Raw genomic sequence first — 24870 nt, 5'->3', positions numbered from 1 at the left:
ATTTTTTATTGCTTTCATTTAATGCCTCGCTATCCTTGCAGCACCACTTTTTTATATCGGTATTGCTGTGAACATCACTATTGTTGGCCCTGGGGCTATCGGCTCTTTATGGGCAATAAAACTGCTTCAAGCTGGTCATAATGTGGCTTTGTGGAGTCGTTCCACGGATCACTCAATTGACTTATCACTTGATGGACAAGCTTCACTTTCCTTCAGTAACAACAATATCGAAAAGCTATCAGCGAGCGATTTAGTGATCTTCACAGTCAAAGCTTGGCAAGTAGAAGAAGCCACCACTCCGTTACTTCAGTATCTAGACTCTGACACCATTCTCATGTTCATGCACAACGGTATGGGGGCGGTCGCTCAGATAGCAACTCAAATTGATACTCACCCAGTAGTATTGGCTACAACCACACAAGCGGCATTCAAACCCGACAAGAATAATGTTTCTCATACAGGGTTCGGACAAACTCAATTGGGTGCTTTTAACCTCAAGGGTCAACAGTGCACTTTTTTAGTTGATGTGTTGGAACATGCCTTCCCTGCCGTGAGTTGGAATCCAGAAATAACAACGGCGCTGTGGGCTAAACTCGCCATAAATTGTGCGATCAACCCACTGACTGGGCTGGAACAAATCAAAAACGGAGAGCTTGCTGACAAAAGATTTAGCGAAGCTCTGAGTTCTATAATTAAAGAACTCACGCAAGTGATGCAGGCGGAAGGCATTACTTGTTCATTCGACGAATTAGAAACAAGCGTAAAACACGTTATTCAAACCACGGCTCAAAACAACTCTTCCATGCAGCAAGATATGTTTTATGAGCGAAAGACAGAGATCGACTTCATTACCGGACACTTGATAAAAACAGCACTTAAGCATCAGATAGAGGTTCCTGTTAACCAAAAGCTGTTTACGCAGGTTAAAGAACGAGAAAATAGCTGGAATCATCAAGATTAGTCAGCAACGATTAACAAGTCGCGATAAAATAACGATACCGCTCAGCATAACGCTAGCAACAATTTCCAAGATTTTAGGTAAGAATAGATGCTTGATATCAATCACATCCGAGAGCAGTTTCCTGCGCTATCACAAACCATCAATCAACAACCGTTGATTTATTTAGACAGCGCGGCAACGACACAAAAACCTCAGGTGGTTATTGATGCCATTAGCCAATACTACTCCAAACAAAATGCCAATGTTCACCGTGGCAGTCATAGCTTAACAGCGAACGCGACCAGTCAATTTGAAGCAGCCAGAGACAAGGTCGCTCAGTTTATTGGCGCGACATCGTCAAAAGAGATTATTTGGACTCGCGGTGCAACCGAAGCACTTAACCTGATCGCACAAACTTACGCTAGAAGCACGCTTCAACCTGGCGATGAGATCTTAGTCAGCGAAATGGAACATCACGCCAACATCGTGCCTTGGCAAATTGTGGCTGAACAAACGGGTGCTAAAGTCGTAAAAGTACCGATGACGTCAGATTGTGAATTTGATCTTACTGCCTTTGGCGCTCTATTAAATGATCGAACCAAGATTGTTGCTCTGGCTCAGATAACTAATGTGACTGGTTCTCGTCAGCCCATTGAAGAAGTGATCGAGAAAGCGCACAAGATGAATGCGATTGTTGTGGTAGATGGAGCGCAAGGTATCGTTCATGAACCCGTTGATGTTGCGGCTTTAGGTGCGGATTTCTACGTTTTCTCAGGACACAAGCTCTACGCCCCTGCAGGCATCGGTGTACTTTACGGCAAGCTAGAATTGCTCGAAGCGATGCCCCCTTGGCATGGCGGTGGCAAAATGGTTGAGCGCGTATCTTTCTCTGGTACCACATTTTCTGAACTGCCGGGGAAGTTTGAAGCGGGCACGCCAAATGTGGCGGGAGCGATAGCATTAAGTACCGCAATAGAATGGTTAAGTGGTTTTGCTCAGAAAGATGTCGAAAATCATATCCACCAACTACAGCACGAGACTTATCTTGCACTCAGTAAGCTGGATGATATTCAGGTATTGGGTTATCAACCCAACGCAAGCGTGATTACTTTTGTAATGGACGGTGTTCACCATCAAGATATTGCTACTCTGCTGGATCAGCAAGGTATCGCAGTACGTGCTGGACACCACTGTGCTCACCCATTAATGGATGCACTTAATGTGAAAGGAACGGTTCGTATTTCATTTGGTATTTATAACAATCTAGATGATGTTGAAAAGCTCGTAGCGGCGATAGAAAAAGCCGTTGATATGCTGTAGCGAGTAGCGAGTAGCGAGTAGCGAGTAGCGAGTAGCGAGTAGCGAGTAGCGAAATTATGTAGAGTTGGCGTTTAGCGTCAACCCTTTTTGTTTCTGTGTATCTAAGAAATGTTAAGCACTTAGCTCTTGGATTTGAGCAACAATCGCTTTTAATCCATTGCCGCGAGATGGGCTTAGATGGGTAATTAAACCGATTTGTTCAAAGTATCCATCGATATCGAACGCTTGAATCTGCTCTGATGTTTTTCCATCATACGCAGCCATCACTAATGCAATCAGACCGCGAACGATACGCGCATCAGAATCAGCACAAAAGCGCCAAACACCGTCGATATTTTGAGAAACCAACCACACTTGGCTTTCACAACCAGATACGACAACCTGTTCACTTTTCAGTTCATCAGGCATGCTAGGCAGTTTCTTACCCCACTGAATCACCTGGCGATAACGATCTTCCCAGCCGCTGAAAGTCTGCATTTTTGCGACAATATCATCACTGGTAATTTCTTTGCCGAATGGAAAGCTTGGGAATGTGGTCATTTTAATATCCAGTCGATTGTTAATTGAGAAGAAGACGTTACTTAGCGTGCTTTTGAACGATCTTTTCTACGATACGTGAAACCGCCACAAAACCAAAGGTAGCCGTGACAACCGTTGCTGCACCAAAACCCGTCGCACAATCCATTCGCTTTGGACCTTCTGCGGTTGCTTTCGCAGCACATACACTGCCGTCAGCTTGTGGGTACTTAAGTTGCTCAGTCGAGAACACACAATCGATACCAAACTTACGCGCTGGATTCTTAGGGAAATTATGATGACGACGCAATGTGTCTTTCAATTTCTTCGCTAACGGATCTTGAATCGTCTTAGTCAGATCCGCAACTTTGATTTGAGTCGGGTCAACTTGCCCACCCGCGCCCCCCGTAGTGATCACTTTGATTTTGTTGCTACGACAATACGCCAACAGCGAAGCCTTAGCTTTCATGCTATCAATCGCATCGAGCACAAAGTCGAACTCTTTCGATAGGTATTCAGCCTGATTATCAGGACCAATAAAGTCGTCGATCAGGTTCACTTTACACTCTGGGTTAATCAGCTTAACGCGCTCTGCCATCACTTCGATTTTACTCTTACCAACCGTGCCCGACATTGCGTGGATTTGACGGTTGATGTTCGTCACGCACACATCATCCATATCGATCAATGTCAGCTCACCTAAACCAGTACGAGCAAGCGCTTCAACCGCCCATGAACCGACACCGCCAATACCGATCACACACACGTGTGCTGCTCTAAGTATATCGACTTCACTATTGCCATACAGGCGACGAGTGCCACCAAATCGTTGGTCATAGTTTTCTGAAGCTGGAGTGGTCAATTCACGCATTGTTGCCGCCAATTTATTTCTGAGAAAAAGAAAAGAGTGCGTTTTATACGCACTCTTGAATTAAAAGTCTAGGGGATTAGCGATTCGCTTTCAATGCCCCATTTTATTGTTGTTTACTCGACCTTTTCAGGAGGCAAAGCCCAAGGTGCTTCGGTTGCGCTGCCATCTAGACCCAGCTTCCACACCCGACCAAAATGCTTGTAATGACCCGCTTCAGTTCCTGCTCGTGGGCCCATACCATGGTAGAGGTCCAAATGGTTTTGCTTAACCGCACCACCGGTATCTAAAACCAATAATAGTCTTAGTTGGTGCGCGCCGCTCCAAGTACCATCAGCATTCAGTAACGGGACCTCAGCCAGGATAGGTGTTCCCATTGGTAAGATAGAGCGATCGCCCGCTACCGCCGCCATCGGTAATAGAGGAATGCCAGCGCTACCCATTACGGATAGATCATCTCTCGCGCTAAAGAAGACGAAAGATGGGTTTTGCTCAAGCAGTTCTTTTACCACTTCAGGATCGTTTGCCAAGACCCACTCTTTGATAGCTTTCAATGACATTTTTTCGCGTGGCACTAAACCTCGCTCGATCAAAACACGGCCAATACTCACGTAAGCTTTATTGTTCTTACCCGCGTATGCAAAATACTGCAGCGTGTCATCATCTCCGAAATGCACAAAGCCGCTGCCCTGTACTTCCATCATAAATGGGTCGATACGGTTTGCTGAATAACCTAACTCAAGACCTTGGCCTTCTAATGCACCGTTGTAGATCTCTTCGCGTGTTGGGCACTCTTTATCACACTCTGGAAGCCCATAAACAGGGAATCGGTATTCTTCGTTTGCTTCATGTCGCAGTTCCATTACAGGAGAAAAGTAACCCGTGAATAAAACATTACCTTGTTTATCACCACCACCTAATTGAGCAGTTTGAACGCCAAAATTCGCTAGCTCGCTTGGCTCTCCACTCAGCACCGCCCATTCATTGAGTTGCTGATAAAGCGGCTCATAGATTTTAGCCATCGAAGGGGATTTAGAAACCACCATCTCAGCTTGCTCTGCAAATGCGGTGAAGTCTCTTGGTTTATTAGATTCAACCAAATCGACCTTATTTAAGGTTCGGGGAAATTCACCGTCAAGGTGTTGTTGGGCAAGATCAGTGGGTTGAGCACAGCCAAATAAGAAAGAGGCAGCAACAAGGGGAAGCCATTTTTTAATCACAAGAGTCATCCTAAATATTCTATGCATCGAGGATGACAAAAACGATCAGATAACACAATCTTAGATTGTAAATGTTTACAGTAAGATAACCTATCGAACTGAGTTATCGATATAACCTTTAAGGCGAAAGACTGGATTATAGTGATTGTCCGATACAAGCATCATTTCTGTCTTATCAGAATTCGTTAGGCGAAAGCGATACGTTTTATTGCCTGCCTTATATTCGAAGTACTTACCATCAAAGTCAAAATGAGTCGATACAACCGAGCCACGTACTGACACACCATTATCATTCAATACAAACTCGTCCGCAGCATAACGAGCGACATCTTGCTCTACCCAAGTGCCATATAGCAGTGTCTCTGGTGTCACCGCATCTTGTACTCGAGAAAACACATCGGCGAACAAGGAAGCGACGGCAAACGAACCCACCAAAGCTAAAACCATTAAACTGCGTTCAATGAGCTTACGTCTCAATTTAGGTTTGTTGCGCTGCTCTGCTCCACTGTAGAGACCTTTTGCGATCTCATCAATCTTACTCTTTCTTGCTGGATTTTTTTGCATTCGTTTACGACTCATAAGGATGCTGTACGCATTGTACACTGAGACAGTTTATAAAACGAAGCCTAGGTGAGAATAGTTTGCGCTTCATTCCAAAAAGTTGCTGTTCAGATTTGAATTTAAATGCTAAATTATCGAATAAATAAACAAGGAAGACTTATTCTGTGAAATTAAGAAGTACGGCGCTAGTCAAAGGCTTTAGGCAATCGACCCCTTATGTAAATGCTCACCGTGGTAAAACCATGGTGATTATGTTGGGGGGTGAAGCCGTTGCCGATAGAAACTTTGGCAACATTATTAGTGATATAGCCCTGCTTCATAGCCTTGGGGTTAAGATTGTTCTCGTTCATGGGGCAAGACCACAGATCAACCTACTGTTAGAGAAGCAAGACTGCCATACGCCTTACCATAAAAATATTAGAGTCACAGATGAATATTCTTTAGGTGTTGCAATGCAGGCGGCTGGACAACTGCAACTTGCGATCACCGCTCGTCTTTCAATGAGTTTGAACAACACCCCAATGGCAGGAACTCAACTGAATGTTATGAGTGGTAACTTCATTACCGCTCAACCCTTAGGCGTCGATGATGGTACAGATTACTGCCACAGCGGACGCATTCGTCGAATAGACATCGAAGGGATCAATCGCACCCTTGACCAAGGTTCCATCGTCCTTCTTGGGCCGATTGCCAGTTCAGTCACTGGCGAAAGCTTTAACCTGCTTTCGGAAGAGGTCGCGACACAAGTTGCTATCCGTTTGAAAGCCGATAAACTGATTGGCTTTTGTTCTGAGCAAGGGGTGACTGACGAAAGCGGTAATGTACTCGCCGAACTCTTCCCTAAAGACGCCAAGCAAATTCTTGAACGCTTAACGGAATCCCAGAACCCCGCCGAAGACATGAGCACCGGAACACTGCGCTTCTTGAAAGGAGCGATCTCCGCTTGCCGAGCAGGCGTGCCTCGTTGTCACTTGATCAGCTACAAAGTCGATGGTGCATTGATCCAAGAGCTATTCTCTTTTGATGGTATTGGAACCCAAGTGGTCATGGCGAGTGCCGAACAAGTCAGACAAGCTCAGATTGATGACATCGGTGGTATCTTTGACCTCATTCGTCCTCTTGAAGAACAAGGCATTCTTGTTCGTCGCTCAAGAGAGCAGTTAGAACAAGAAGTCCATCGTTTTACCATCATCGAAAAAGACGGTCTGATCATTGGTTGCGCTGCGCTATACGCTTATCCAGAAGATCACATGGCAGAGATGGCCTGTGTCGCCATTCACCCAGACTACCGAGATGGCAACCGTGGGCAGATACTGCTAGATTACATGCGTCATCAGTCCAAATCTCGTGATATCGACCAGATCTTTGTTCTTACCACACACAGCCTTCATTGGTTTCGTGAACAGGGTTTTTACGAGATTACTGTTGATGAATTACCAATGGAAAAGCAAGGTCTGTACAACTATCAAAGGAATTCCAAGATCTTAGCGTTAAATGTGTAAATTAAATTTGGAGTAAAATCTCACTTTAATAAGGAATCTATTGCAAATGCAATCGTTTCTCATGTGAGATTTATTAAATATGCACTTTCATTCACAGCTATAGTTGTATAGAATTTGCACGCTTTATGAATATCGACAAGCGTTTTTATTGGAATGCCGCCGAATGTTTAATCTATGACATTTAGGTGGTCACTGCACGGATTGCTATACCCGTTAACGATCAGCATGCTAGTAGTCATTAGTCTGCTCGTTAATATAAACAGCAAAAGAGCAACATTGATATGAGAACCATTGTTTGTAACTCGCTGCAAAGTTTTTGGGATATGGCTGATAACCAATTCTTAGAAGGGTTAGACGTACACTGCGTGTTCCCTGTGAGCGAAAATCTAAAAGAGTTTATTTTGAATTGCCAACCAAAATACAAGATAAACCATATATCGTTTACTCGAGCGTTTTTGGGTACTGATTCCTGATAGCGTTCAGAGCAACCACGGATGGTTGCTTTGTGTATACGATTTACCCTGCTATTTCGTTGTTTTACTTCCAGCAACACCTCCACTAAAACCAATGATCGTCAGTTAGTTAATCGACTTCCTAAACCACTCACTCGCTCTGTTTTTACCTTAATACCACGCTTCAATACATTGGTATCACTGAACATCATCAGTCGTTTCTTAGCACGTGTAATACCCGTATAGATAAGTTCTCGCGTTAAAATAGGGCTGAAGTCTGGCGGTAAGATCATTAAGGTCAGATCAAATTCACTGCCTTGAGATTTGTGTATCGTCATTGCATACGCGGTTTCATGATCAGGCACTCGACTTGGTAGTACAGCTTTTACACTGCCATCGGGCAATTCAAAGTACACCTTTAATCGAGGGGCTGAGTTATCATCAATTGAAGAAGAGCTACTTACATCAGCCTCAAGCATACAGATACCAATATCACCATTGTATAAACCTAAGCCATGATCATTGCGCGTTACCATGACTGGTCGCCCGTGATACCACAATTCATCGTTGTGCGGATTCACCAAGCGTCTTGCGGCAAGTGCCCTTTCGATTCTGTGGTTGAGGCCTTTAACACCAAAGTCACCTTCGCGAATGGAACACAGCAACCGACACTGGCTGAACAAATCGAGAACCGATTTCGCTCTCGCTTCTTGAGTTTCTAGCTCTTCCAATGGCACATTCATTCGGTTCAGATACGCACCATACTCATTAACTAAAGTACGTAGCATCAAGTTATAGCTGTCACTCGACAAGGGATGGTTTTCGATATCGCCAAAACCTTTGGTAAACACTTGGTCTACTTGATTCGCAGAGCCGTTGTTGATCGCTTTTGCCAACTGCCCGATACCTGAACGTGCATCGAAACGATAGCTTTTCTGCAGCATACACAAACTATCTCCAATCGCCGGCGGATTAATACCCCCAGCTTTTGCTTGTTGTGCATTAGCGAACGCATCAAAACCAGTCATTTCTGCAATCAAGTTACCTTGGGGGGTGCTGTAGCCTGTTGAGTTAAACGAGCAGATATCACCCAACACAGCACCTGCCTCTACTGAAGCGAGCTGATCTTTATCCCCAAGCAGAATCAGCCTTGCGTGTTCAGGGAGTGCATCCACCAGCTTATACATCATGGATAAGTCAACCATCGATGCTTCATCCACCACCAAGATATCAAGGTGAAGTGGATTACGTCGGTTGTGTCTAAACTCAGCTCGATTAGGAATAGCGCCGAGCAGTCTATGCAAGGTGCTTGATTCCGTTGGTATGTTGGCTTTTACTTCAGGTGCTAATGGCAGTTGTTCAATCGCTTTACCAATCGACTCAGTTAAACGCGCCGCCGCTTTACCTGTCGGAGCCACCAGCTTAATCGTCGGTGTTTTACCTTGGCTGAGTGATTGCTCAACCATAGCCGAAAGCAACTTAGTTACCGTGGTCGTTTTACCAGTACCCGGCCCACCAGAAATCACCGCGAAGCGACGACTTAACGCCACCGCTGCCGCCACTTTTTGCCAGTTCAAACATGCTGATAACGGTACCAAGCCGTCTAGAACATCTAGGTCTGTCACTTGCTTAGCTTGTACGATCGCTTGGTCAATTGCGCCCCAATTCAAAGGTTGCTCATCGACGATATCTAGATGATCACACACTAACTGCTGACGCAACACCTGAGAGGTTTGTTGGTTTGCTTCAGCTTTGGCTAAGGCTAAGGCATTAAACAGAAAATGGTAACTGCGTGCGAATAGTTGATTGAGCGTTTCAGTCAGTGCCTTCTTCTGCTCACTATTGAACTCTACTGGCTTACTTAACCGGTTTAGAGTTTCAGCCAACACAACTTCATAATTCCAATAGCGTTGTAAGTAGACACGCTGTCCATCAAACATCAGCGGCTTAACGCAGTCATTGGTTGTTCCAACTAGGTTAGATGATTGCAGAACAGTCACCCAATCAATACCCAACAGTTTTTGGTTCAATTGCAGTGCCGTTTCACCGTACAAACCAAGCAACTGGGCTAGATCTGTCGTTAGTTCAGGGGCTGCCTTATGCTGCTGTATAAGCTGAGTACAAATATGCCCCTTGCCTAATTCATCGCTCACCACCCCAGCGAGAAAGCCGATCTCTTGAGAATGACTCGTCGCTTGCTGAGCAATAAAACGGGCAAACTGATAATCCAGCTGACGAATTGAGCCCTTATCAGCGAGGAACTTTAATACATCCATGAGTTGCTCAGGGATAAGTGAAACTGGCTTAACTGAGTTCACTGTCTCTGTACTGGTATTAGTGGTCGTTGTCATTATAGAAGCCCCATCTGTCCAGTTTCATTGTCATTCAATTGTGCTGAACGTCTGTCTATCACTTTACCGTCAATCAATTGATCCATTTCATCGAGCAAAGCCAATGTAGGTTTAGCAGAGAAAATACCTTGTTGAGATTGGCCGTCCATTCCTCTTAAAAACAAGTAATAGACCCCACCAAAGTGCTGATCATAGCTGTAATCCGCAACGCGGCTGCGTAAGAAGCGGTGCAATGCCAACGCATAGATTTGATATTGCAGATCGTAGCGGTGGTCAGCCATCGCCGATTTCAGTGCTTCACCATGGTAGACGGCAACGTCATCACCTAGATGATTCGATTTCCAGTCGAGTACATAATATTTACCCTGATGCTCAAACACTAAATCGATGAAGCCTTTCAGCATGCCTTGCACGGTTTGGAAACCTAGGTCGCCCGCTTTAGCCGATAACGGATCGTGATATTGAATGGTTTGATTCAGCTCAGATGCGGCCAACACTTCGATCGGCAGTAAGAACTCCATCTCAACTAAGCGTTGCGTCGAGTCTTTCTCACTCAGCTTTAGATTTTTGCCATCCAATGCGGTATTAAGAACGGTATCGACCAGTTGTTGAAGCACTGGTAACCACTCTAATTCGTATTGCTCTGACTCTAATAAGTGAGTAATTACTTGCGTGTTATGTTCGCTGGTTGCTGGCTCAGTAAATTCAACATCCTCAAACAAGGTGTGCAAGAAAGTACCAGGGCGAGCGCCACGAGGGAACGTGAATATAGAACGTTCAGGTTCAATCAATTCCGACTCATCTTGCTCATCGGCTGAATCAATATCGAAGCCAGACACCTCTATCGTGGCATCATGACTTGCGCCGTGACTGCCTTGTTTTACAAGCCCCGAGTAACTGGTGATTCGCCAAGCTCGGTCTATTGAAGCTTTAAGTTCACTAGCCTGTAAGTCGTCACTCACTTGCTCTGTTTGCACAAAAACTTGTTCGTGAGCGGTAGGCGTTTCAGACAGCAATACGCTTGAATTCTTACCCTCAATCGCTGACAGAGCTTGATGTAACTCAGCGATGCCTTGCTCTTGTCCATTTTGAACCAAGTAGCCCATGGCACTTAAGTGAACGCCGGTCGGCTCTTTGGTTGAACGCCCTTTACGTAAAGGAGCCATACCAATGAAACAACCGTAAACGGCACGAGTAAGCGCCACGTAAATCAAACGTAAGTCTTCCGCCAATCGCTCTTTGTCGGCTTGCGCTAAGGCACTGTCGCTACCCGTAATATCAAGCACTGTGGTATCTGATTCATGGTCGTAGAACTTACCTTCACTCGCTTCACGATAACTCGCCACGAACGGCAGGAATACTAGGTCATATTCCAAACCTTTCGATTTATGAATAGTGACGATTTGAACTAAGTTTCTCTCTGATTCAAGGCGTTGAATGTCATCTTCACTGCCACCTAAACCATTTTGCGCATCTGATATCGCTTCTGCTAGCCAACGTAACAAACCATAGTCGCTGTCGAGCTCCTGCCTAGCTTGTTGCAACAGTTCGCCAATGTGCATCAAATCAGTGAGTGAGCGCTCACCATTTTCGTCTTCCAGTAAGCGTTCCGCGAGATGTCGTTTACTGATCACGCTGCGAAGCATTGGTAATACGCCACGTTGCAGCCACAACTTACGATATTCTCGGAATTCGTTAACGACATTTTCCCAAACCACTTCATCGTTGTTGAGTTCATCCAATGATGCGGCATCCAAAGCAAACAACTCTGACGCTAAACTCGCACGCAATGCACGGTCATTTTCAGGCGTCAGCACCGCTTGCAGTAGGCGTTGAATGTCTTGTGCGACCAAGCTGGTGAACACGCTATCTCGGTTAGACAAATACACGCTCGCAATGCCTTGTTCCGACAACGCATTTTTAATTAGGCGACCTTCACTACCAGTTCGAACCAAGACAGCAATGTCACCTGCATTCACGGCATGTTGTTTTTTACCGTTATAAAAATAAGCTTGCTCGTTTTGAGAAGCGGTCAAAATGGTTTGAATTTGACTCGCCGTCGCCTCAGCCATGGCTTTGTGATATTCGCCTTTCGGTAAGGGCTTGTCTTCCGCTTCTTGTAGCCAAAAGGTCAGTGCATGCTGGGTTTCTCCGTTCATCACCCATTGGCGTTTGTCGGCCGATGGGCTGGCTGCGACGGGAAAAAATGGAATGTCTTGGTCGTAGATAAACGGACTGTCCGAATTCATAAACACTTGGTTTACTGCACTGACCATATCAGCACTCGAACGCCAGTTAGTCCCTAAAGTGTAGTGAGCACTAACTTGGTTTCTCGCCTTGATATAGGTAAAGATATCCGCGCCACGGAAGCCATAGATAGCCTGCTTCGGGTCACCGATCATAAACAGGCCGCATTGCGGGTTATCTAGGTAGATTCGGCTAAAGATACTGTATTGCAGCGGATCGGTATCTTGGAATTCATCGATCATCGCCACTGGGTATAAGGTGCGGATTCTCTCCACCAGCAGTGATTGCTCATCCACATCAATGGACGCGGATAACTGAGTCAGCAAATCATCAAACGATAACCACTGCTTCTGCTGTTTAGCTTTGGCTAACATGGTTCGACAATGAGTAATCGCATGTGCCTGCAAGGGGGCTTTCAGGTCTGCTGGAGAATTTAAGAAGTTCTCAATCGCTTCGAAAACGGCGTGCTGAGGTGCCGTGTCTTTCGGTGTTTTTTCAATCAGAGTAGCTTGAGAGAACTTCTCCAATTTATCTGGGAACTGGTAATCATTGGTGTCGCTCTGCGCCCATGCTGTTACCGCTTCTAACCAAGTAGGCAAAGACTTCTTAGTGTAGCTGCGCTTGTTCACATCTGAACCTGAAATCAAAGCCAAAAAGTCCGCTTCAGATTCACACCACAACGCCTTAAGTTGCTTCACTTTATCTAGGTTTTGATTGTGCAGAGTTTGCAAGTCACCCGACATTGCTTCCACAGTTAGCTTTAGTGGAGAACCCGTCAGGTAGCGATTTACGTCAGCCAATAACGAAGCGGGAGAGCCCCAAATATTTCGTACTTCACCCGCCAGTTGAATTGGCAGCGGGTAAAACTGCTTACGCCAATAGTCGGCGACCACTTGCGCTTTCAGGTGACTTTCATCGGTCACAAATTCATTATCAAAGCGGCTTCCAGACTCGAAGGCATTTTGAGTCAACATTCGCTGACAGAAACCGTGAATGGTGTAGACCGCTGCTTCATCCATTTGTCTTTCAGCGTTAAGCAGAGTTTTAGCTGCGCCAGCATGATCATCGATGGCTTGTAACAAAGGAGCAATCACTGGGTCGTCACTTTGCCCACGTGCAAACGCGATACGTGCATCATGGATTCGAGCTCGGATACGATCTCGTAGCTCTGCCGTTGCCGCTTCAGTAAAGGTCACCACCAGAATTTGGTCTACGGTCAATTCCTCTTGGTGTCGAGTGGCTTCAGTCAGCTCACCTTGTTGAGCGGCCGTGCCGTGCCCGAGCAGTAGGCGCAAGTACAAGCCAGCGATGGTAAATGTTTTACCCGTACCCGCTGATGCTTCAATTAAACGCGCGCCATGAAGTGGAAACGTCATGGTATCGAGTGTCTGTGGAGTGATTACCTGAACACTGCTTGTGGTCGTCATGCCTTACTGCCTTCTGATAAATGTGTTGTTACAAATGTGACCTAGCGTGGAAAACGTCATTCAATTTACGTCCTACGCTGATTTGTTAATAGTTAGTGCGATCTCTCTCACGGATCAATTCAGATCGCCTCGCTACTATGCGCCCACGAGTTCAGGAGCGCGATTCGAGTTTTATACTCATGCGTTACTTTGAACCACAGAATAATGGTCCCTCTGACCTGTGGCCGTACAGCGAACGCCCTACACTAATAATGATTTACTGGCGGCCACTTTATTTCCTGTACCTTGCTTCCCTTCACCTAGAAAGTAAGCATCCCAAATGCTGACCAGCCACTCTCTTTCGTCTTTCATTAATCCAGCGCACCCGCTATTGATCTTGTCGATCACAGCCACCTACTCCTGAGCTTCCAGATCGGCAGCAGCCAACCTTGCCGCCTGTAACACAAGCGTTGAATACATCCGTGACTCAGCAGCCAACTCATCATCCCACTTTGGCCAAATTCGTGAGATGTAAGTATCTCTGCCCTCGCCCGTAAAGGCGAAGCTGTCATTAAAGGTATCGGCCATTTTCTTAAGCGACTTTTCTTCGTCATCGACCCATTTACCACGGCTAAAGCCCGCTTCAACACCAGCTAAGGCCGTTTTCGGGAAGTAAGGTAGCGGTGCTGTCATGCCTTGATAAAACAGTCGTACTAACTCAGCCAGCAAACTCTTCGCCTGCTGCGCATCGCCGATAGGTTGTAGCGTTTGATGAACCACGCCCTCTTTTCTGTCGTAGCCAATAATATGGGTCGTCTTTCCGTGTCCCATCACTGCACAACATAGATGATCAACCCACGCTGCCAAATAATCTTGAGAGCGTATTTTGCCGCTACGGAAACGAACTAGACCTGATTGATAGTTTTGAGTTAACCAACCCATCAAGCGAACAGGCTTACCTTCGCCTAACACATCAAATTCGATATTCACTTCGAGATCTTGTTGCGGTGATCCGCTCACAAATCGAATCTCTTTAGCTAAGTCTTCCGCTTGAACACGGTTGGTTTCAAACTCGATATCACCAAAGGCGCCAACCGGTAATCGGCCCTGTGCTTTTTGCTCAGAGACAAACAGTCGCACTGCTTCGTCTGCGCCTTCAGGGTGGTCTAGCAGCACTTGCAGCAAAGCATCCTTAAGTTGGAAACTCTCTAAACCATTAAGTACAAATGGCTCATCGTCTTCCATCACAGGAAGTGGCGGCTCAAATACCACTTTTAGGCGGCGATTAAAGAAGTACTGCACTGGCAAACGCCAAAAACGCTGTAACTCAACCAAATCGAGTTCTAACGGGTACGTCGCACCCAACAAATAGTCATCCAATGCACGATTGAATTCACCACTGCGTTCACCGGAACGGTTAGCCGCTGGAAGCCACTCTTTGGCGTAACTCAGCACATGGCTCGCATCACCTTGAGTAAACGCAGCAGGGCTGAACGGTGTCATGGTGTGTTCAAAGCTGATCGCTCGAGCCAGCTTGATGCCTGAATCATCACTTGGTAAGGCTTGGTCGTCACTCAAACAGTAGTTCTGTTGGCAGTATTCAATCAACTCTGAAACCAATACCGACGGCACTCGCTCAGTATTATCTTGAATCGAACGGCCGACATAGCTGATGTACAAGCATTCTTGCGCCGACAACATCGCCTCTAAGAATAGGTAGCGGTCATCATCACGACGAGAACGGTCACCCGGACGAGTGCGCCCGTTCATCAAATCAAAACCTTCTGGCGGCATTGAGCGAGGGTAAACACCATCATTCATGCCTAACAAACAGACGGTTTTGAACGGAATAGAACGCATCGGCATCAAGGTACAAAAGTTAACTTGGCCCGCTAAGAAACGCTGGCTAATACGCGCACCCGATAGTTTATTATTCAAATACTGATAGATAATGCTTGGCGACAACTCTTGCTCGTACAAGGCATCATCAAGCTGTTCGTTCAGTTGTGAAAGTGCATCACGAATCGACTTAAGTACCACCTCGCCTTCTAGTTCAACCGCAAAGAAGTCATCAATCATTTGCAGCAAGGTTTCACGCCACATATCGATTGATTGGGTTTCAGTTAGTAGTTGGCGGTAATGAGCGATACGATCGATAAAGTGAGCTAACTTACCTGCAAGTTCGGCGTTAATGCCTTGAACTTCGTTATAAGCGGCAATTGGAGAGTGTTCAGTTTCAAATAAACCTGCAGAGTCCGACATCGCATATCCTAATAACATGCGCTGAATGCCGAATAGCCAAGTGTTTTGCTCGGTCGCAGGTAGATCAAATTCTGTCGCCGTTGAAGCATCAACACCCCAACGGATACCCGCTTCTTCAACCCATTGCTTGGCTTGCTCGAATTGAAACTCATCAATACCAAAGCGCGCCATCATCGCAGGAATTTCTAATAGCTCTAACAACTCAGAGGCTAAACAACGCGTGTTCGGTAGCGCGACTAACTGCATGAAAGCGGTCAGAATTGGGCTTTCTTGGTCTGCGGTTCTATCAGAAATCGAGTAAGGGATATAACGCTCACCCGGAGCATTACCAAATACCGCCTGAATCGCTGGACTATAAGCATTAATGTCAGACACCATAACGATGATATCGCGTGGTTTCAGAGTCGGGTTGGCATCAAACATCGCCAACAACTGATCATGAAGGACTTCAACCTCACGCATTGGGCTGTGACACGCATGTACGGTCAGAGAGCGATCGCCAAGCTCAACCACCTGTTTATGGTTGCTGGAATCTAAGATGTGGTCGTCTTGATGCTCTTCTAACTGAAGAATATCAGCTTGCAATTGATGCAGCAGGTTATCCCTCTCAACATCAATAAAGAACTCATGCTCTTCGCTGTCTGATTGAGATAGCAAGAACAGGTTATCTCTGCCCAGCTTTCCCATAGACGCAAGTAAACTATTACCCACGGCTTGGCTGGTATGCAGTTCGTCTTCAACGTTGGCTTCAATGCCATCTTTCAATGGTGATACTTCGCCTTCTAGTTGAGGTAAACCATCAACCAACGCAAACTGCTTGCGACGCTGGGCTTCAACTCTTGCCAAATATTTACGGTCGCGAATATCGCCCCAGTAATGTTGGCAAGGGTTGGTAAACATCAAGTGCACATCAATCTGCTCGCCAAGTGCTTTCAACGCATCCATGTAACGAGGAGGCAGCGAAGAAATACCAAACACAAATAAGCGTTTAGGCAGATGTTGCAGTTGACCTTGTTGCTTGGCTAGCGCTTCAATGAAGTCGTGGTACAAATTGCCACGGTGGTATTTTGATTGGCCTTGAGACAGAGTTTGCTCATAGAGTGCTTGCCACAAGATCGGTTGCCAAGGGTGCTCTTGCTGCCCTTCATCATCGACCAATTCAGCAACGGGCTCTCCTGCTTCCCACATCGCCATCCATTCAGGCCGATACACCAAATAGCCATCGAAGATATCGGCAATTTTCTCTGCCAATTGGTACAACTTAGAATCATCTTCGTCATTTTCAAGATAGCGTTGCAGAGGTAAGAAATCAGGGTGGCCAAGCTTAGCGGGTAGCAAACTCATCAACTTCCACGTCATCGCTTCTTTGTTAAAAGCACTGCGTTTAGGAACATCAGGAAGCACTTGGGTAAACATATCCCAAATGAAGGTTGCTGGAAGAGGAAAGTCTATATTTGCTGCTACACCAAACTCTTTGGCGAGTTCCATCTTAAGCCATTGAGACATACCTGGGCTCTGAACCAAGATCTGCTCTTTTTCGAAAGGATTGGCCAAAGGGTCACTTTTAATTAAGTGAACGAGAAGGATTTTTAAAGTATCGACTTTATTGGAATGGTAAACAGTAAACAAAGTGCACTCACGCTAATCTTGCCACAATATAAAGCCAGATTAGCATAAGTGCCGTGTTTGGATTAGGAATATAAGCTTATGAAATACTGAAAACTTAAGGTCCGTTTATCTTTTGAACTATTGCTTCTTACAATCTACTGCCTACCGCACTTAGAACACGGTGAGGTTTGTAATTCATGTAATAACGAACCGCCACATAACCCACTACAAACGTTGCCACAATCAATTCTAGATACGCTAGGTTGAACACTTGATCCACATAGTGAGCTTCCACACCAACAGTTTGCATCCAAGCCGCCAATTTGAATAGCGCCGTTGCACCAATCACAATTGGGAATGTAAACGCCGCATAGCCCGGGCTGAATGGCAGACGAAGTAGTTTGAAAAACGCGATATAGATAATAAAGGTCATCAACACCGCGATACCAAATAGTAACCCAATGATCACTGGCGAAGGATTTGCCGTCACCGTTAGATAACCCGCTAAAGATAGACTTGCTGGTGCCGCCATAATCGCAATGGTTGGTTTTGCTGCGTCAGGCACTTCATGAGAGAAGATCAAACGGTAAATCATGAGAGGTAACATTACCGCATAAACCAATAAGCCAAAGACTAAAGTCGCGTGAGCAACGGGTTCTAAGATCGGGTTACCTGAAAAAGAAACGTCTGCCACGATAATACCGATTGGTGGCACAAACCAGCTTGGCACCATGTGGTGAATCTCAAAGTTTTTAGCTCTGTGGTACAAGAAACTCACCAAGAACACGACATGCAAAGCTACCGAAGCGAGCCACACCGCTTCTTGTAAGAATTGAGAGATTGGAGCCAACGAAGCAGACACCACCATGCACCCCATCGCAAATGTGGGTACCACACTACCGACAACAGGGTGAGCAAGGTCTTCACGTAATAAGTGGCCATGAATCAAAAATTTCACAGCTAAAACAAGAAGCAATACAGCCGCAATACCAGCACTGACCCACTGCACTAAACCCGGTGTGTGCAAAATACCTTGTGCGACTAAAACACCATCCCAACACCAGCCTAAACTTGCAATTGCGAGTGCTAACCCAGCCATGGGTGTTGGAGCTCCTGTTAATCTATATTTAATACGTTGAATCATGTCAGCCTCTCTTAAACTTAATTCACTAAACTTGTGAACTCATCAGCTTGTTGAAGCCATAATACGCTTGCGCTTCGTTAAACAATATCCAATTATATATAACAAGCGTTCATTAATACTGAATGACATCTTTCCACCAGCAGCGCAAAACTAGGAACCTGATGGCTAATATTTCAATCAAACAACTCAAAGTGTTCGTCACTATTACCCAGCATTCGACGCTTACCGCCGCATCAGAAGCGCTATTTCTGTCTAAGGCCGCTGTCAGCATGGCGCTAGGCGAAATGGAGAAACAACTCGGTCACTCTCTATTTGACCGGGTTAATAACCGATTAATTCTCAATCAAGAAGGACAAAAGCTTCTTCCTTTGGCGGATGAGATATTACATCGTGCTGCTGGTATTGATGTTTTGTTCCGTGACGACCAGCCTTTAAGTGGCAATCTAAAGGTCGGTGCGAGTGACACAATTGGTAATCAGGTCGCACCGTTTATTCTATCTGGCTTTCGTGAACGAACTCAACATCAGGATCAAAGCTTGTTCATTTCAAACAGTGCGCTGATCTGCCAAAAGTTGGTGGATTATGAACTTGATATCGCGCTAATTGAAGGAAAAACATTACACCCTGAACTCATTTCGAGTCAGTTTAGCAGCGATGAAATGTGTATTATTGTTAGTAATCAACATCCTCTCGTTTCAAAAGAAAAAGTGACTTTAAGCGATTTAGAAGATAGTCACTGGATTCTACGTGAATCAGGCTCAGGGACTCGCGAGTTTTTCCTTCGTGCCGTCGCACCGCGTATCGAACACTGGTATGAATCCTTTGAACTCAACACCACCGAGGCGATCATCAATTCAGTTTCTGCCAATCTTGGATTCGCGTGTTTATCACGACTGGCGGCGCAACGAGCAATTGACTCAGGCCGAGTGAAAGCACTCGATGTCCCACTCGACATGAAACGACGTTTCTGGATGCTGGTACACAAAGACAAATACCAGAGCCCGCTGCTGAAATCTTTCATGAGTTATTGTGAAGACTGGGCTACACATCAAGATTGAGGCCGCATTGTTAGGGCTCCAACTGGACTTTTAACATCAGAAACTGTATAAAAAGCCAGTAAAATTTTATCAAACTTAGAGGATTAACCATGGCTGTTATCGTCAAGTACGTGGTCGAACGCAACGGAGAAGAGAAAATGACTTTTACCTCTAAAGCCGAAGCTGACGCATACGACAAAATGCTGGATATGGCTGATGAGCTTTTTGAACTATTAAGCAAAAGCGATTTAGTTGAAGATGAAGGCAAACAAGAAGAGCTTGCTATGTACCTAGCGAAGAACAAAGAAGAAGTTCTTTACGCATTAGGTGCTAAGCGTAAACCAGCTCCGAAAAAAGAAAAGAAGCTTGAAGCAGTTGAAGACGCAGAAGAAGATGCCGCTTAATTAGCTGAAGTTTTCTAAAAAACGTCAATAATGTCTCTAATCAGAGCTCGTTATTGGCGTTTTTTTATACTTATCGAAATATAATGAACTCTGTTTATAGTCGAAATCGCTCTAAACATTCGCTTGCACAAAAGTGTGATTAAGATCTAATCTATAGCCATCAGGTGATGGGGTTCCACCTAAGCTTTTGCTTCAACCGCCCGTTCTTTTGAACCGTGCTAATGACTCCTACAGAATCGAAAACAGGTAATACTGTTGGATGTATCGCTACTCCTCCATTTTGGAATGGACTTAGTCTATTAAGACCGAGCTTCATGACACCTTTGGATGATCGATACTCAAGATCTGTAGTGAATTAGCCACACCTCTTCCAACACGTCCTGTTTTCTCAACGCCCTAGGTCTTAAATGGCTCTATCAGTGAGAAAACATTATGCACTACTCTTCAGAAATTCAATCAATGTGCCCTATTCAAAGGGGTGATCTTCACACTTCAGCTCCAATTCCAGTTGAAGGCGCCATGGTTAGCCCAAAAGATGTCATCGCTATTTCTGGTTTAAGCCATGGCGTCGGCACTTGTGCACCACAACAAGGTGCAGCAAAACTAACGCTGAACGTAAAAAACGGCATCATCGAAGAAGCGCTAATCGAAACGATTGGTTGTTCAGGCATGACTCAATCAGCCGCGATGGCAGCCGAAATCCTCACAGGAAGAACCATTCTTGAAGCTCTGAATACTGACTTGGTGTGTGACGCTATTAACGTAGCCATGCGTGAAATCTTTCTGCAATTCGTTTACGGTCGAACTCAATCCGCATTCTCTGAAGGCGGCCTAGAAATTGGCGCAGCATTGGAAGACTTAGGTCAAACACAACGTAGCCAAGTAGGCACCAGCTATTCAACTTCAGCGAAAGGCGTTCGTTACCTAGAGCTTGCAGAAGGCTACGTGACCAAGCTTGCACTTGATGACCATAGCGAAGTGATTGGCTACGAATATCTCAACCTCGGCAAAATGATGAAGGCGATTAACCAAGGCGTGTCAGCCAATGAAGCAGCAGACCTTGCTATGGGAACCTACGGTCGCTTCGATGAAGCTGTAACCACCATTAACCCACGCCAACACTAATTTTGCCAATTTAGAGGAAAGATATGATGAACACTCAATTTAATGAATCGGTAACTCGCGTATTGGCAGAAATGAACTTCGACTCTTTAGAGCAAGCGAACCAATACTGCAAAGCCCACAACGTTGATCCAAAAGCCTTGGTGATGGACACCCAGCCTATCGCTTTTGAAAGCGCTGCCGATGCTTATATCCTTGGTTCAGCACTGGCGCTATTTCGCAAAGCCACCAGCGCAGAACAAGCAGCGAATATCATTGGTGAAGGCCTTCAAGCATTCACCAAACCCGGCAGTGTTGCTGAGCAACGCCAGGTCGGTATTGGCCACGGTGCATTGGCTGCACGTCTTCTCAATGAAGAGAGTCACTGCTTTGCTTTCCTTGCGGGCCATGAATCTTTTGCTGCTGCAGAAGGTGCGATTAAAATCGCACTCAACGTCAACAAATCACGTCACAACCCATTGAAGGTAATACTCAATGGTCTAGGTAAAGATGCAGCTTACTTAATTTCTCGCATCAATGGTTTTACCTATGTTCGCACTCAATATGATTACCAAACAGGTGAGCTTCTTGAAACCGAACGTCGCCGCTTCTCACAAGGCCCTCGCGGAGAGATCTTGTGTTACGGCGCTGATGATGTACGTGAAGGTGTGGCAATCATGCACCGAGAAGAAGTGGATGTAAGTATTACGGGTAACTCAACGAACCCAACGCGCTTCCAACACCCTGTAGCAGGTATCTACAAAGCAGAACGTACTCGCCAAGGTTTGCCTTACTTCTCAGTTGCTTCAGGCGGCGGTACAGGTAGAACATTGCACCCAGATAACGTGGCAGCAGGCCCTGCGTCTTACGGCATGACAGATACTATGGGTAGAATGCACGCTGATGCTCAGTTCGCAGGTAGCTCTTCTGTTCCGGCTCACGTTGCAATGATGGGCTTCATCGGTATGGGTAACAATCCAATGGTCGGTGCGACGGTTGCATTGGCTGTAGCAGTAAGCGAATCTCAAAACGCATAACGACAACGTTGAGCGCCACGATCTATCCATAGAATAGAGTCAGTTAACTGAGAAACAAGCAATAACAGACGACCAAAACTCTACACCTATCACTAAAACCAAACAGCCAGCCTTATGCTGGCTGTTTTTTATTCACACTTGCTCTACTATCTATTTCTAATAATTATTTGTATCTAAGATTAAATACACAAACTATTTGTATTTAACTGCATCTTTTCAAAGGAATAATATGAAAGAGCTCATCATTCATACCATTACCGTGTTCATGGGCTTTTTTGCCATCATGAACCCAATAGCTAATACGCCAATTTTTCTTGGATTAACCGGTGACAATGACAGGGAAACCGTTAAATCTATCGCTTTCCGTTCAGTGTTTATCGCATTCATCATCGTCAGTACTTTTGCACTCTCTGGCAAACTGATCTTTGACCTATTTGGTATCACACTTTACGCACTTCGAATCACAGGCGGCATTTTGGTCTTTTTGATTGGCTTCCACATGCTGCAAGGCGATTCAACACACGCCAAAGCAAAAGAGAAAGTGAACTCAGACGCCCAGAAAGACGCAGCTCTAAGTATCGCCGTCTCACCACTTGCAATGCCAATTCTCGCTGGCCCCGGCACCATTGCCACTGCGATGAACTTTGCCAGTACCGAGGGGGTCTATGAAACCATCATAACCATCGTCGCTTTCGGCCTACTATGTACCCTAACCTATGTCTTATTTGTATTCGGCGAGCGATTTGTTAAAGCTGTCGGACCAAGTGCATTGAACGTGATAACCCGAATGATGGGTTTAATACTCGCCGTTATCGGTATGCAGATGTTGATTGAAGGGATTGAGCAGGCTTATAAAGCGCTATTTATCTAAAGAGTGTTGTTCATTTAAAGAACGTTGGTTATCTAACTTTGATATCAAATTTTGTTGAATTGCATCATTTTCTCATTGAAGAAAACTATCTCCAGAAAGACAAGCAATATCATTTTACAGACTTTATCCCGATGCGCCCTTTCATAACGAGGGCGCTCTCTTTATGATGAACGCAATTAAATTAACTTTGCTAACGGCAGCACTTGTTATTCGAGCCGCTGTTATGAAATAGCAAAATCAAGACTCAACACATGGAGATTCAACATGGCTTACTTTTCACTAGCCTTCGGTACGGCAACCAAAAACCGCGACAATAAAATCATTGAAGCGTTCTTCCCTAACCCACTTCTAAACCCAAGCGACGCTCTTGTTGCGGCTGTTGGTGAAGTTGCAGGTTACACTGAAGGCAACCAAGCTATCGAAATCTCTGCTGCACAAAGCGCAGAACTAGCGAAAGCATTCGCAGCAAACGACGATGCAGCAAACGCATCTTTCGCAGAAAAAGCAGCAGCATCTGAGCAACCTCTTGTTCTTGTTGTTCTTGCGACTGACGAGAAGCCAGCATCAGTTGCTGAAGGCTTCCTTAAGCTGCAACTGATCTCTAACCGCCTAGTTCAACCACACGGTACGGTACTAGACGGTATCTTCGGTCTACTGCACAACATCGCATGGACTAACGAAGGCCCTATCGATCTTCCTGAGCTGGCTGAGCGTCAAATCGAAGCTCGCCTAGCGGGTCGCGCTCTGTCTGTAGATTGCGTAGACAAGTTCCCTAAAATGGTAGATTACGTGGTACCAACAGGTATTCGTATTGCTGACACTTCTCGTGTTCGTCTTGGCGCACACGTAGGCGAAGGCACAACAGTAATGCACGAAGGTTTCATCAACTTCAATGCGGGTACTACTGGCGTAAGCATGGTTGAAGGTCGTATCTCTGCGGGTGTTGTTGTGGGTAACGGTTCAGACATCGGCGGCGGCGCTTCTATCATGGGTACTCTGTCGGGTGGCGGTACTATGGTTATCTCTATCGGCGAAAACTGCCTACTAGGCGCAAATGCGGGTCTTGGCTTCCCAATGGGCGATCGTTGTACGGTTGAGTCTGGTCTTTACGTGACTGCGGGTACTAAGGTTCGCATGTTAGATAAAGAAGGCAACGAAGTAGAAATCATTAAAGCTCGTGACCTTGCTGGCGTTTCTGACCTTCTGTTCCGTCGTAACTCGATTACTGGCCAAATTGAATGTCTAGCGAATAAGTCTGCTGTTGAACTGAACAGCGAGCTACACAGCAACAACTAATCTAAGCTTTAGATGCTAAATTACTAGATACTAAAAAACACAAAGCCGCTGGGGTTAAATCCAGCGGCTTTTCTTTTATCTATATAAAACTGAAAGCGTTACACTTTCTCGGCTGCTAACTGCTCAAGAGCCTGGATAGAAGTCTCTGATACCAGAGTTCCATCCATGTAGTAACTGACCTTATCACCATCGCGTACGCCTAACAGCACCGCTTTTTGACCATCATTGTAAGTAATATCCATACGAATGGTATTCTCATCAATTTGCTGCATCTCACCCCATTCGATCTGACGATTATTAAAGCCAAGTGGGGCTTCTTTTAGTGAATCGTCTAGGCTGTCGTTCACATCAATCATGGTATCGACTTTACTATCGAAGATATGAGGCGCGCCTGTGAGTGGATTTTTCCCCGCCCAGAATTCGATCGAGTTAAACACGATGTAATCGGCTGCGAATGTTAAAGCGTAAACGGGAGCAAGCAAGAAGTTGACCCCAGCACGAGCGTAACGGTTATCTACAACCTCAACGTTGAACTTCATTAATTTCCCAGTAACGGCATTACTACCGACACACCCAGCTAACGACATGACAATCGCTGCCACTGCAACTGCTTTTGTGATTGTTGTTTTCATAGATCCCTCTTATGCCACAATGATTGATTCGGTTTTTGCATAGAGCAGTCTTCCTGTTCACGTACAGAAATTCATGGCCTAACAAATTGATTCCA

At 45.5% G+C, this 24870-nt stretch carries 20 protein-coding genes and 1 riboswitch; of the genes, 10 read left to right on the top strand and 10 right to left on the bottom strand.

Features of this window, described 5'->3' with window-relative positions; genetic code table 11:
* The first annotated feature begins 67 nt into the window (after nucleotides 1-67).
* Nucleotides 68-961, top strand: a complete 894-nt coding sequence (panE, locus tag AB6E08_RS02855) for a 2-dehydropantoate 2-reductase (RefSeq protein ID WP_371707393.1) — start codon at nucleotides 68-70, stop codon at nucleotides 959-961.
* A gap of 87 nt (nucleotides 962-1048) precedes the next feature.
* On the top strand, nucleotides 1049-2260 hold the full coding sequence (gene csdA, locus AB6E08_RS02850) for a cysteine desulfurase CsdA (protein WP_102582355.1): 1212 nt from the start codon (nucleotides 1049-1051) through the stop codon (nucleotides 2258-2260).
* A 111-nt stretch (nucleotides 2261-2371) separates the two neighbouring features.
* Here csdA and csdE read toward each other — a convergent pair whose 3' ends face one another.
* The 4 genes from csdE to AB6E08_RS02830 form a co-directional block, all read right to left on the bottom strand.
* Nucleotides 2372-2800: a cysteine desulfurase sulfur acceptor subunit CsdE gene (gene csdE / locus AB6E08_RS02845; RefSeq protein WP_009848361.1), complete on the bottom strand. Its 429-nt coding sequence runs from the start codon at nucleotides 2798-2800 to the stop codon at nucleotides 2372-2374.
* Nucleotides 2801-2837: 37 nt separating this feature from the next.
* Nucleotides 2838-3647 (bottom strand): tRNA cyclic N6-threonylcarbamoyladenosine(37) synthase TcdA, encoded by an 810-nt coding sequence (gene tcdA / locus AB6E08_RS02840; protein ID WP_102250040.1) that lies wholly within the window; start codon nucleotides 3645-3647, stop codon nucleotides 2838-2840.
* A 113-nt stretch (nucleotides 3648-3760) separates the two neighbouring features.
* On the bottom strand, nucleotides 3761-4873 hold the full coding sequence (mltA, locus tag AB6E08_RS02835; RefSeq protein ID WP_009848359.1) for a murein transglycosylase A: 1113 nt from the start codon (nucleotides 4871-4873) through the stop codon (nucleotides 3761-3763).
* Nucleotides 4874-4954: 81 nt separating this feature from the next.
* Complete coding sequence (locus AB6E08_RS02830) at nucleotides 4955-5428, bottom strand: DUF2850 domain-containing protein (RefSeq protein ID WP_372031162.1); 474 nt, start codon at nucleotides 5426-5428, stop codon at nucleotides 4955-4957.
* A 161-nt stretch (nucleotides 5429-5589) separates the two neighbouring features.
* Between AB6E08_RS02830 and argA the strand changes: the two genes are divergently transcribed.
* Complete coding sequence (gene argA, locus AB6E08_RS02825; RefSeq protein WP_372031159.1) at nucleotides 5590-6927, top strand: amino-acid N-acetyltransferase; 1338 nt, start codon at nucleotides 5590-5592, stop codon at nucleotides 6925-6927.
* 281 nt (nucleotides 6928-7208) lie between these two features.
* Entirely contained in the window at nucleotides 7209-7400 is a 192-nt protein-coding gene (locus tag AB6E08_RS02820) for a hypothetical protein (RefSeq protein WP_009848356.1), read from the top strand.
* 101 nt (nucleotides 7401-7501) lie between these two features.
* Here AB6E08_RS02820 and recD read toward each other — a convergent pair whose 3' ends face one another.
* From recD to AB6E08_RS02795, 5 genes are all read right to left on the bottom strand, one after another.
* Entirely contained in the window at nucleotides 7502-9733 is a 2232-nt protein-coding gene (gene recD, locus AB6E08_RS02815; RefSeq protein WP_372066200.1) for an exodeoxyribonuclease V subunit alpha, read from the bottom strand.
* Nucleotides 9730-13404, bottom strand: coding sequence for an exodeoxyribonuclease V subunit beta (gene recB, locus AB6E08_RS02810; protein WP_372066123.1), 3675 nt, complete (start codon nucleotides 13402-13404; stop codon nucleotides 9730-9732). The genes recD and recB overlap by 4 nt, the downstream gene beginning before the upstream one ends.
* Nucleotides 13405-13644: 240 nt before the next feature.
* Complete coding sequence (locus tag AB6E08_RS02805; RefSeq protein WP_372066203.1) at nucleotides 13645-13791, bottom strand: hypothetical protein; 147 nt, start codon at nucleotides 13789-13791, stop codon at nucleotides 13645-13647.
* Between the two features lie 6 nt (nucleotides 13792-13797).
* Nucleotides 13798-17274 (bottom strand): exodeoxyribonuclease V subunit gamma, encoded by a 3477-nt coding sequence (gene recC / locus AB6E08_RS02800; protein ID WP_372066126.1) that lies wholly within the window; start codon nucleotides 17272-17274, stop codon nucleotides 13798-13800.
* A gap of 127 nt (nucleotides 17275-17401) precedes the next feature.
* Nucleotides 17402-18397 (bottom strand): TDT family transporter, encoded by a 996-nt coding sequence (locus AB6E08_RS02795; protein WP_198592265.1) that lies wholly within the window; start codon nucleotides 18395-18397, stop codon nucleotides 17402-17404.
* A gap of 161 nt (nucleotides 18398-18558) precedes the next feature.
* Between AB6E08_RS02795 and AB6E08_RS02790 the strand changes: the two genes are divergently transcribed.
* The 6 genes from AB6E08_RS02790 (at nucleotide 18559) to dapD (ending at nucleotide 24143) form a co-directional block, all read left to right on the top strand.
* Nucleotides 18559-19455: a LysR family transcriptional regulator gene (locus tag AB6E08_RS02790; protein WP_004735186.1), complete on the top strand. Its 897-nt coding sequence runs from the start codon at nucleotides 18559-18561 to the stop codon at nucleotides 19453-19455.
* A gap of 89 nt (nucleotides 19456-19544) precedes the next feature.
* Nucleotides 19545-19838, top strand: a complete 294-nt coding sequence (locus AB6E08_RS02785; protein ID WP_004735185.1) for a YebG family protein — start codon at nucleotides 19545-19547, stop codon at nucleotides 19836-19838.
* A gap of 154 nt (nucleotides 19839-19992) precedes the next feature.
* Nucleotides 19993-20076: riboswitch (Fluoride riboswitch) on the top strand.
* Between the two features lie 194 nt (nucleotides 20077-20270).
* Nucleotides 20271-20963, top strand: a complete 693-nt coding sequence (locus AB6E08_RS02780; protein WP_017103937.1) for an iron-sulfur cluster assembly scaffold protein — start codon at nucleotides 20271-20273, stop codon at nucleotides 20961-20963.
* A 23-nt stretch (nucleotides 20964-20986) separates the two neighbouring features.
* The gene (locus AB6E08_RS02775) at nucleotides 20987-21976 is read left to right on the top strand and encodes a GGGtGRT protein (RefSeq protein ID WP_372031145.1); all 990 of its coding nucleotides are present in this window, start codon (nucleotides 20987-20989) and stop codon (nucleotides 21974-21976) included.
* Between the two features lie 229 nt (nucleotides 21977-22205).
* Nucleotides 22206-22847, top strand: a complete 642-nt coding sequence (locus AB6E08_RS02770; protein ID WP_009848347.1) for a MarC family protein — start codon at nucleotides 22206-22208, stop codon at nucleotides 22845-22847.
* A 264-nt stretch (nucleotides 22848-23111) separates the two neighbouring features.
* Nucleotides 23112-24143 carry a 2,3,4,5-tetrahydropyridine-2,6-dicarboxylate N-succinyltransferase gene (dapD, locus tag AB6E08_RS02765; protein ID WP_009848346.1) on the top strand — a complete coding sequence of 344 codons (1032 nt, stop codon included), beginning with the start codon at nucleotides 23112-23114 and terminating at the stop codon, nucleotides 24141-24143.
* 98 nt (nucleotides 24144-24241) lie between these two features.
* On the opposite strand, the gene AB6E08_RS02760 is transcribed toward dapD, so the two are convergent.
* Nucleotides 24242-24775 (bottom strand): DUF3332 domain-containing protein, encoded by a 534-nt coding sequence (locus AB6E08_RS02760; protein WP_017098033.1) that lies wholly within the window; start codon nucleotides 24773-24775, stop codon nucleotides 24242-24244.
* Nucleotides 24776-24870 lie beyond the last annotated feature (95 nt).

The sequence above is a fragment of the Vibrio sp. 10N.247.310.24 genome (assembly GCF_041467175.1).
GTDB lineage: Bacteria > Pseudomonadota > Gammaproteobacteria > Enterobacterales > Vibrionaceae > Vibrio > Vibrio tasmaniensis_A.
This window is presented reverse-complemented; position numbering and strand designations above follow the sequence as displayed.

Bases quoted from the DNA above. Each gene is read 5' to 3' on its own strand.
- csdA (WP_102582355.1), top strand. From the start codon at position 1,049: ATGCTTGATATCAATCACATCCGAGAGCAGTTTCCTGCGCTATCACAA.
- csdE (WP_009848361.1), bottom strand. From the start codon at position 2,800: ATGACCACATTCCCAAGCTTTCCATTCGGCAAAGAAATTACCAGTGAT.
- tcdA (WP_102250040.1), bottom strand. From the start codon at position 3,647: ATGCGTGAATTGACCACTCCAGCTTCAGAAAACTATGACCAACGATTT.
- mltA (WP_009848359.1), bottom strand. From the start codon at position 4,873: ATGACTCTTGTGATTAAAAAATGGCTTCCCCTTGTTGCTGCCTCTTTC.
- AB6E08_RS02830 (WP_372031162.1), bottom strand. From the start codon at position 5,428: ATGCAAAAAAATCCAGCAAGAAAGAGTAAGATTGATGAGATCGCAAAA.
- AB6E08_RS02820 (WP_009848356.1), top strand. From the start codon at position 7,209: ATGAGAACCATTGTTTGTAACTCGCTGCAAAGTTTTTGGGATATGGCT.
- recB (WP_372066123.1), bottom strand. From the start codon at position 13,404: ATGACGACCACAAGCAGTGTTCAGGTAATCACTCCACAGACACTCGAT.
- AB6E08_RS02795 (WP_198592265.1), bottom strand. From the start codon at position 18,397: ATGATTCAACGTATTAAATATAGATTAACAGGAGCTCCAACACCCATG.
- AB6E08_RS02790 (WP_004735186.1), top strand. From the start codon at position 18,559: ATGGCTAATATTTCAATCAAACAACTCAAAGTGTTCGTCACTATTACC.
- AB6E08_RS02785 (WP_004735185.1), top strand. From the start codon at position 19,545: ATGGCTGTTATCGTCAAGTACGTGGTCGAACGCAACGGAGAAGAGAAA.
- AB6E08_RS02780 (WP_017103937.1), top strand. From the start codon at position 20,271: ATGCACTACTCTTCAGAAATTCAATCAATGTGCCCTATTCAAAGGGGT.
- AB6E08_RS02775 (WP_372031145.1), top strand. From the start codon at position 20,987: ATGATGAACACTCAATTTAATGAATCGGTAACTCGCGTATTGGCAGAA.
- AB6E08_RS02770 (WP_009848347.1), top strand. From the start codon at position 22,206: ATGAAAGAGCTCATCATTCATACCATTACCGTGTTCATGGGCTTTTTT.
- dapD (WP_009848346.1), top strand. From the start codon at position 23,112: ATGGCTTACTTTTCACTAGCCTTCGGTACGGCAACCAAAAACCGCGAC.
- AB6E08_RS02760 (WP_017098033.1), bottom strand. From the start codon at position 24,775: ATGAAAACAACAATCACAAAAGCAGTTGCAGTGGCAGCGATTGTCATG.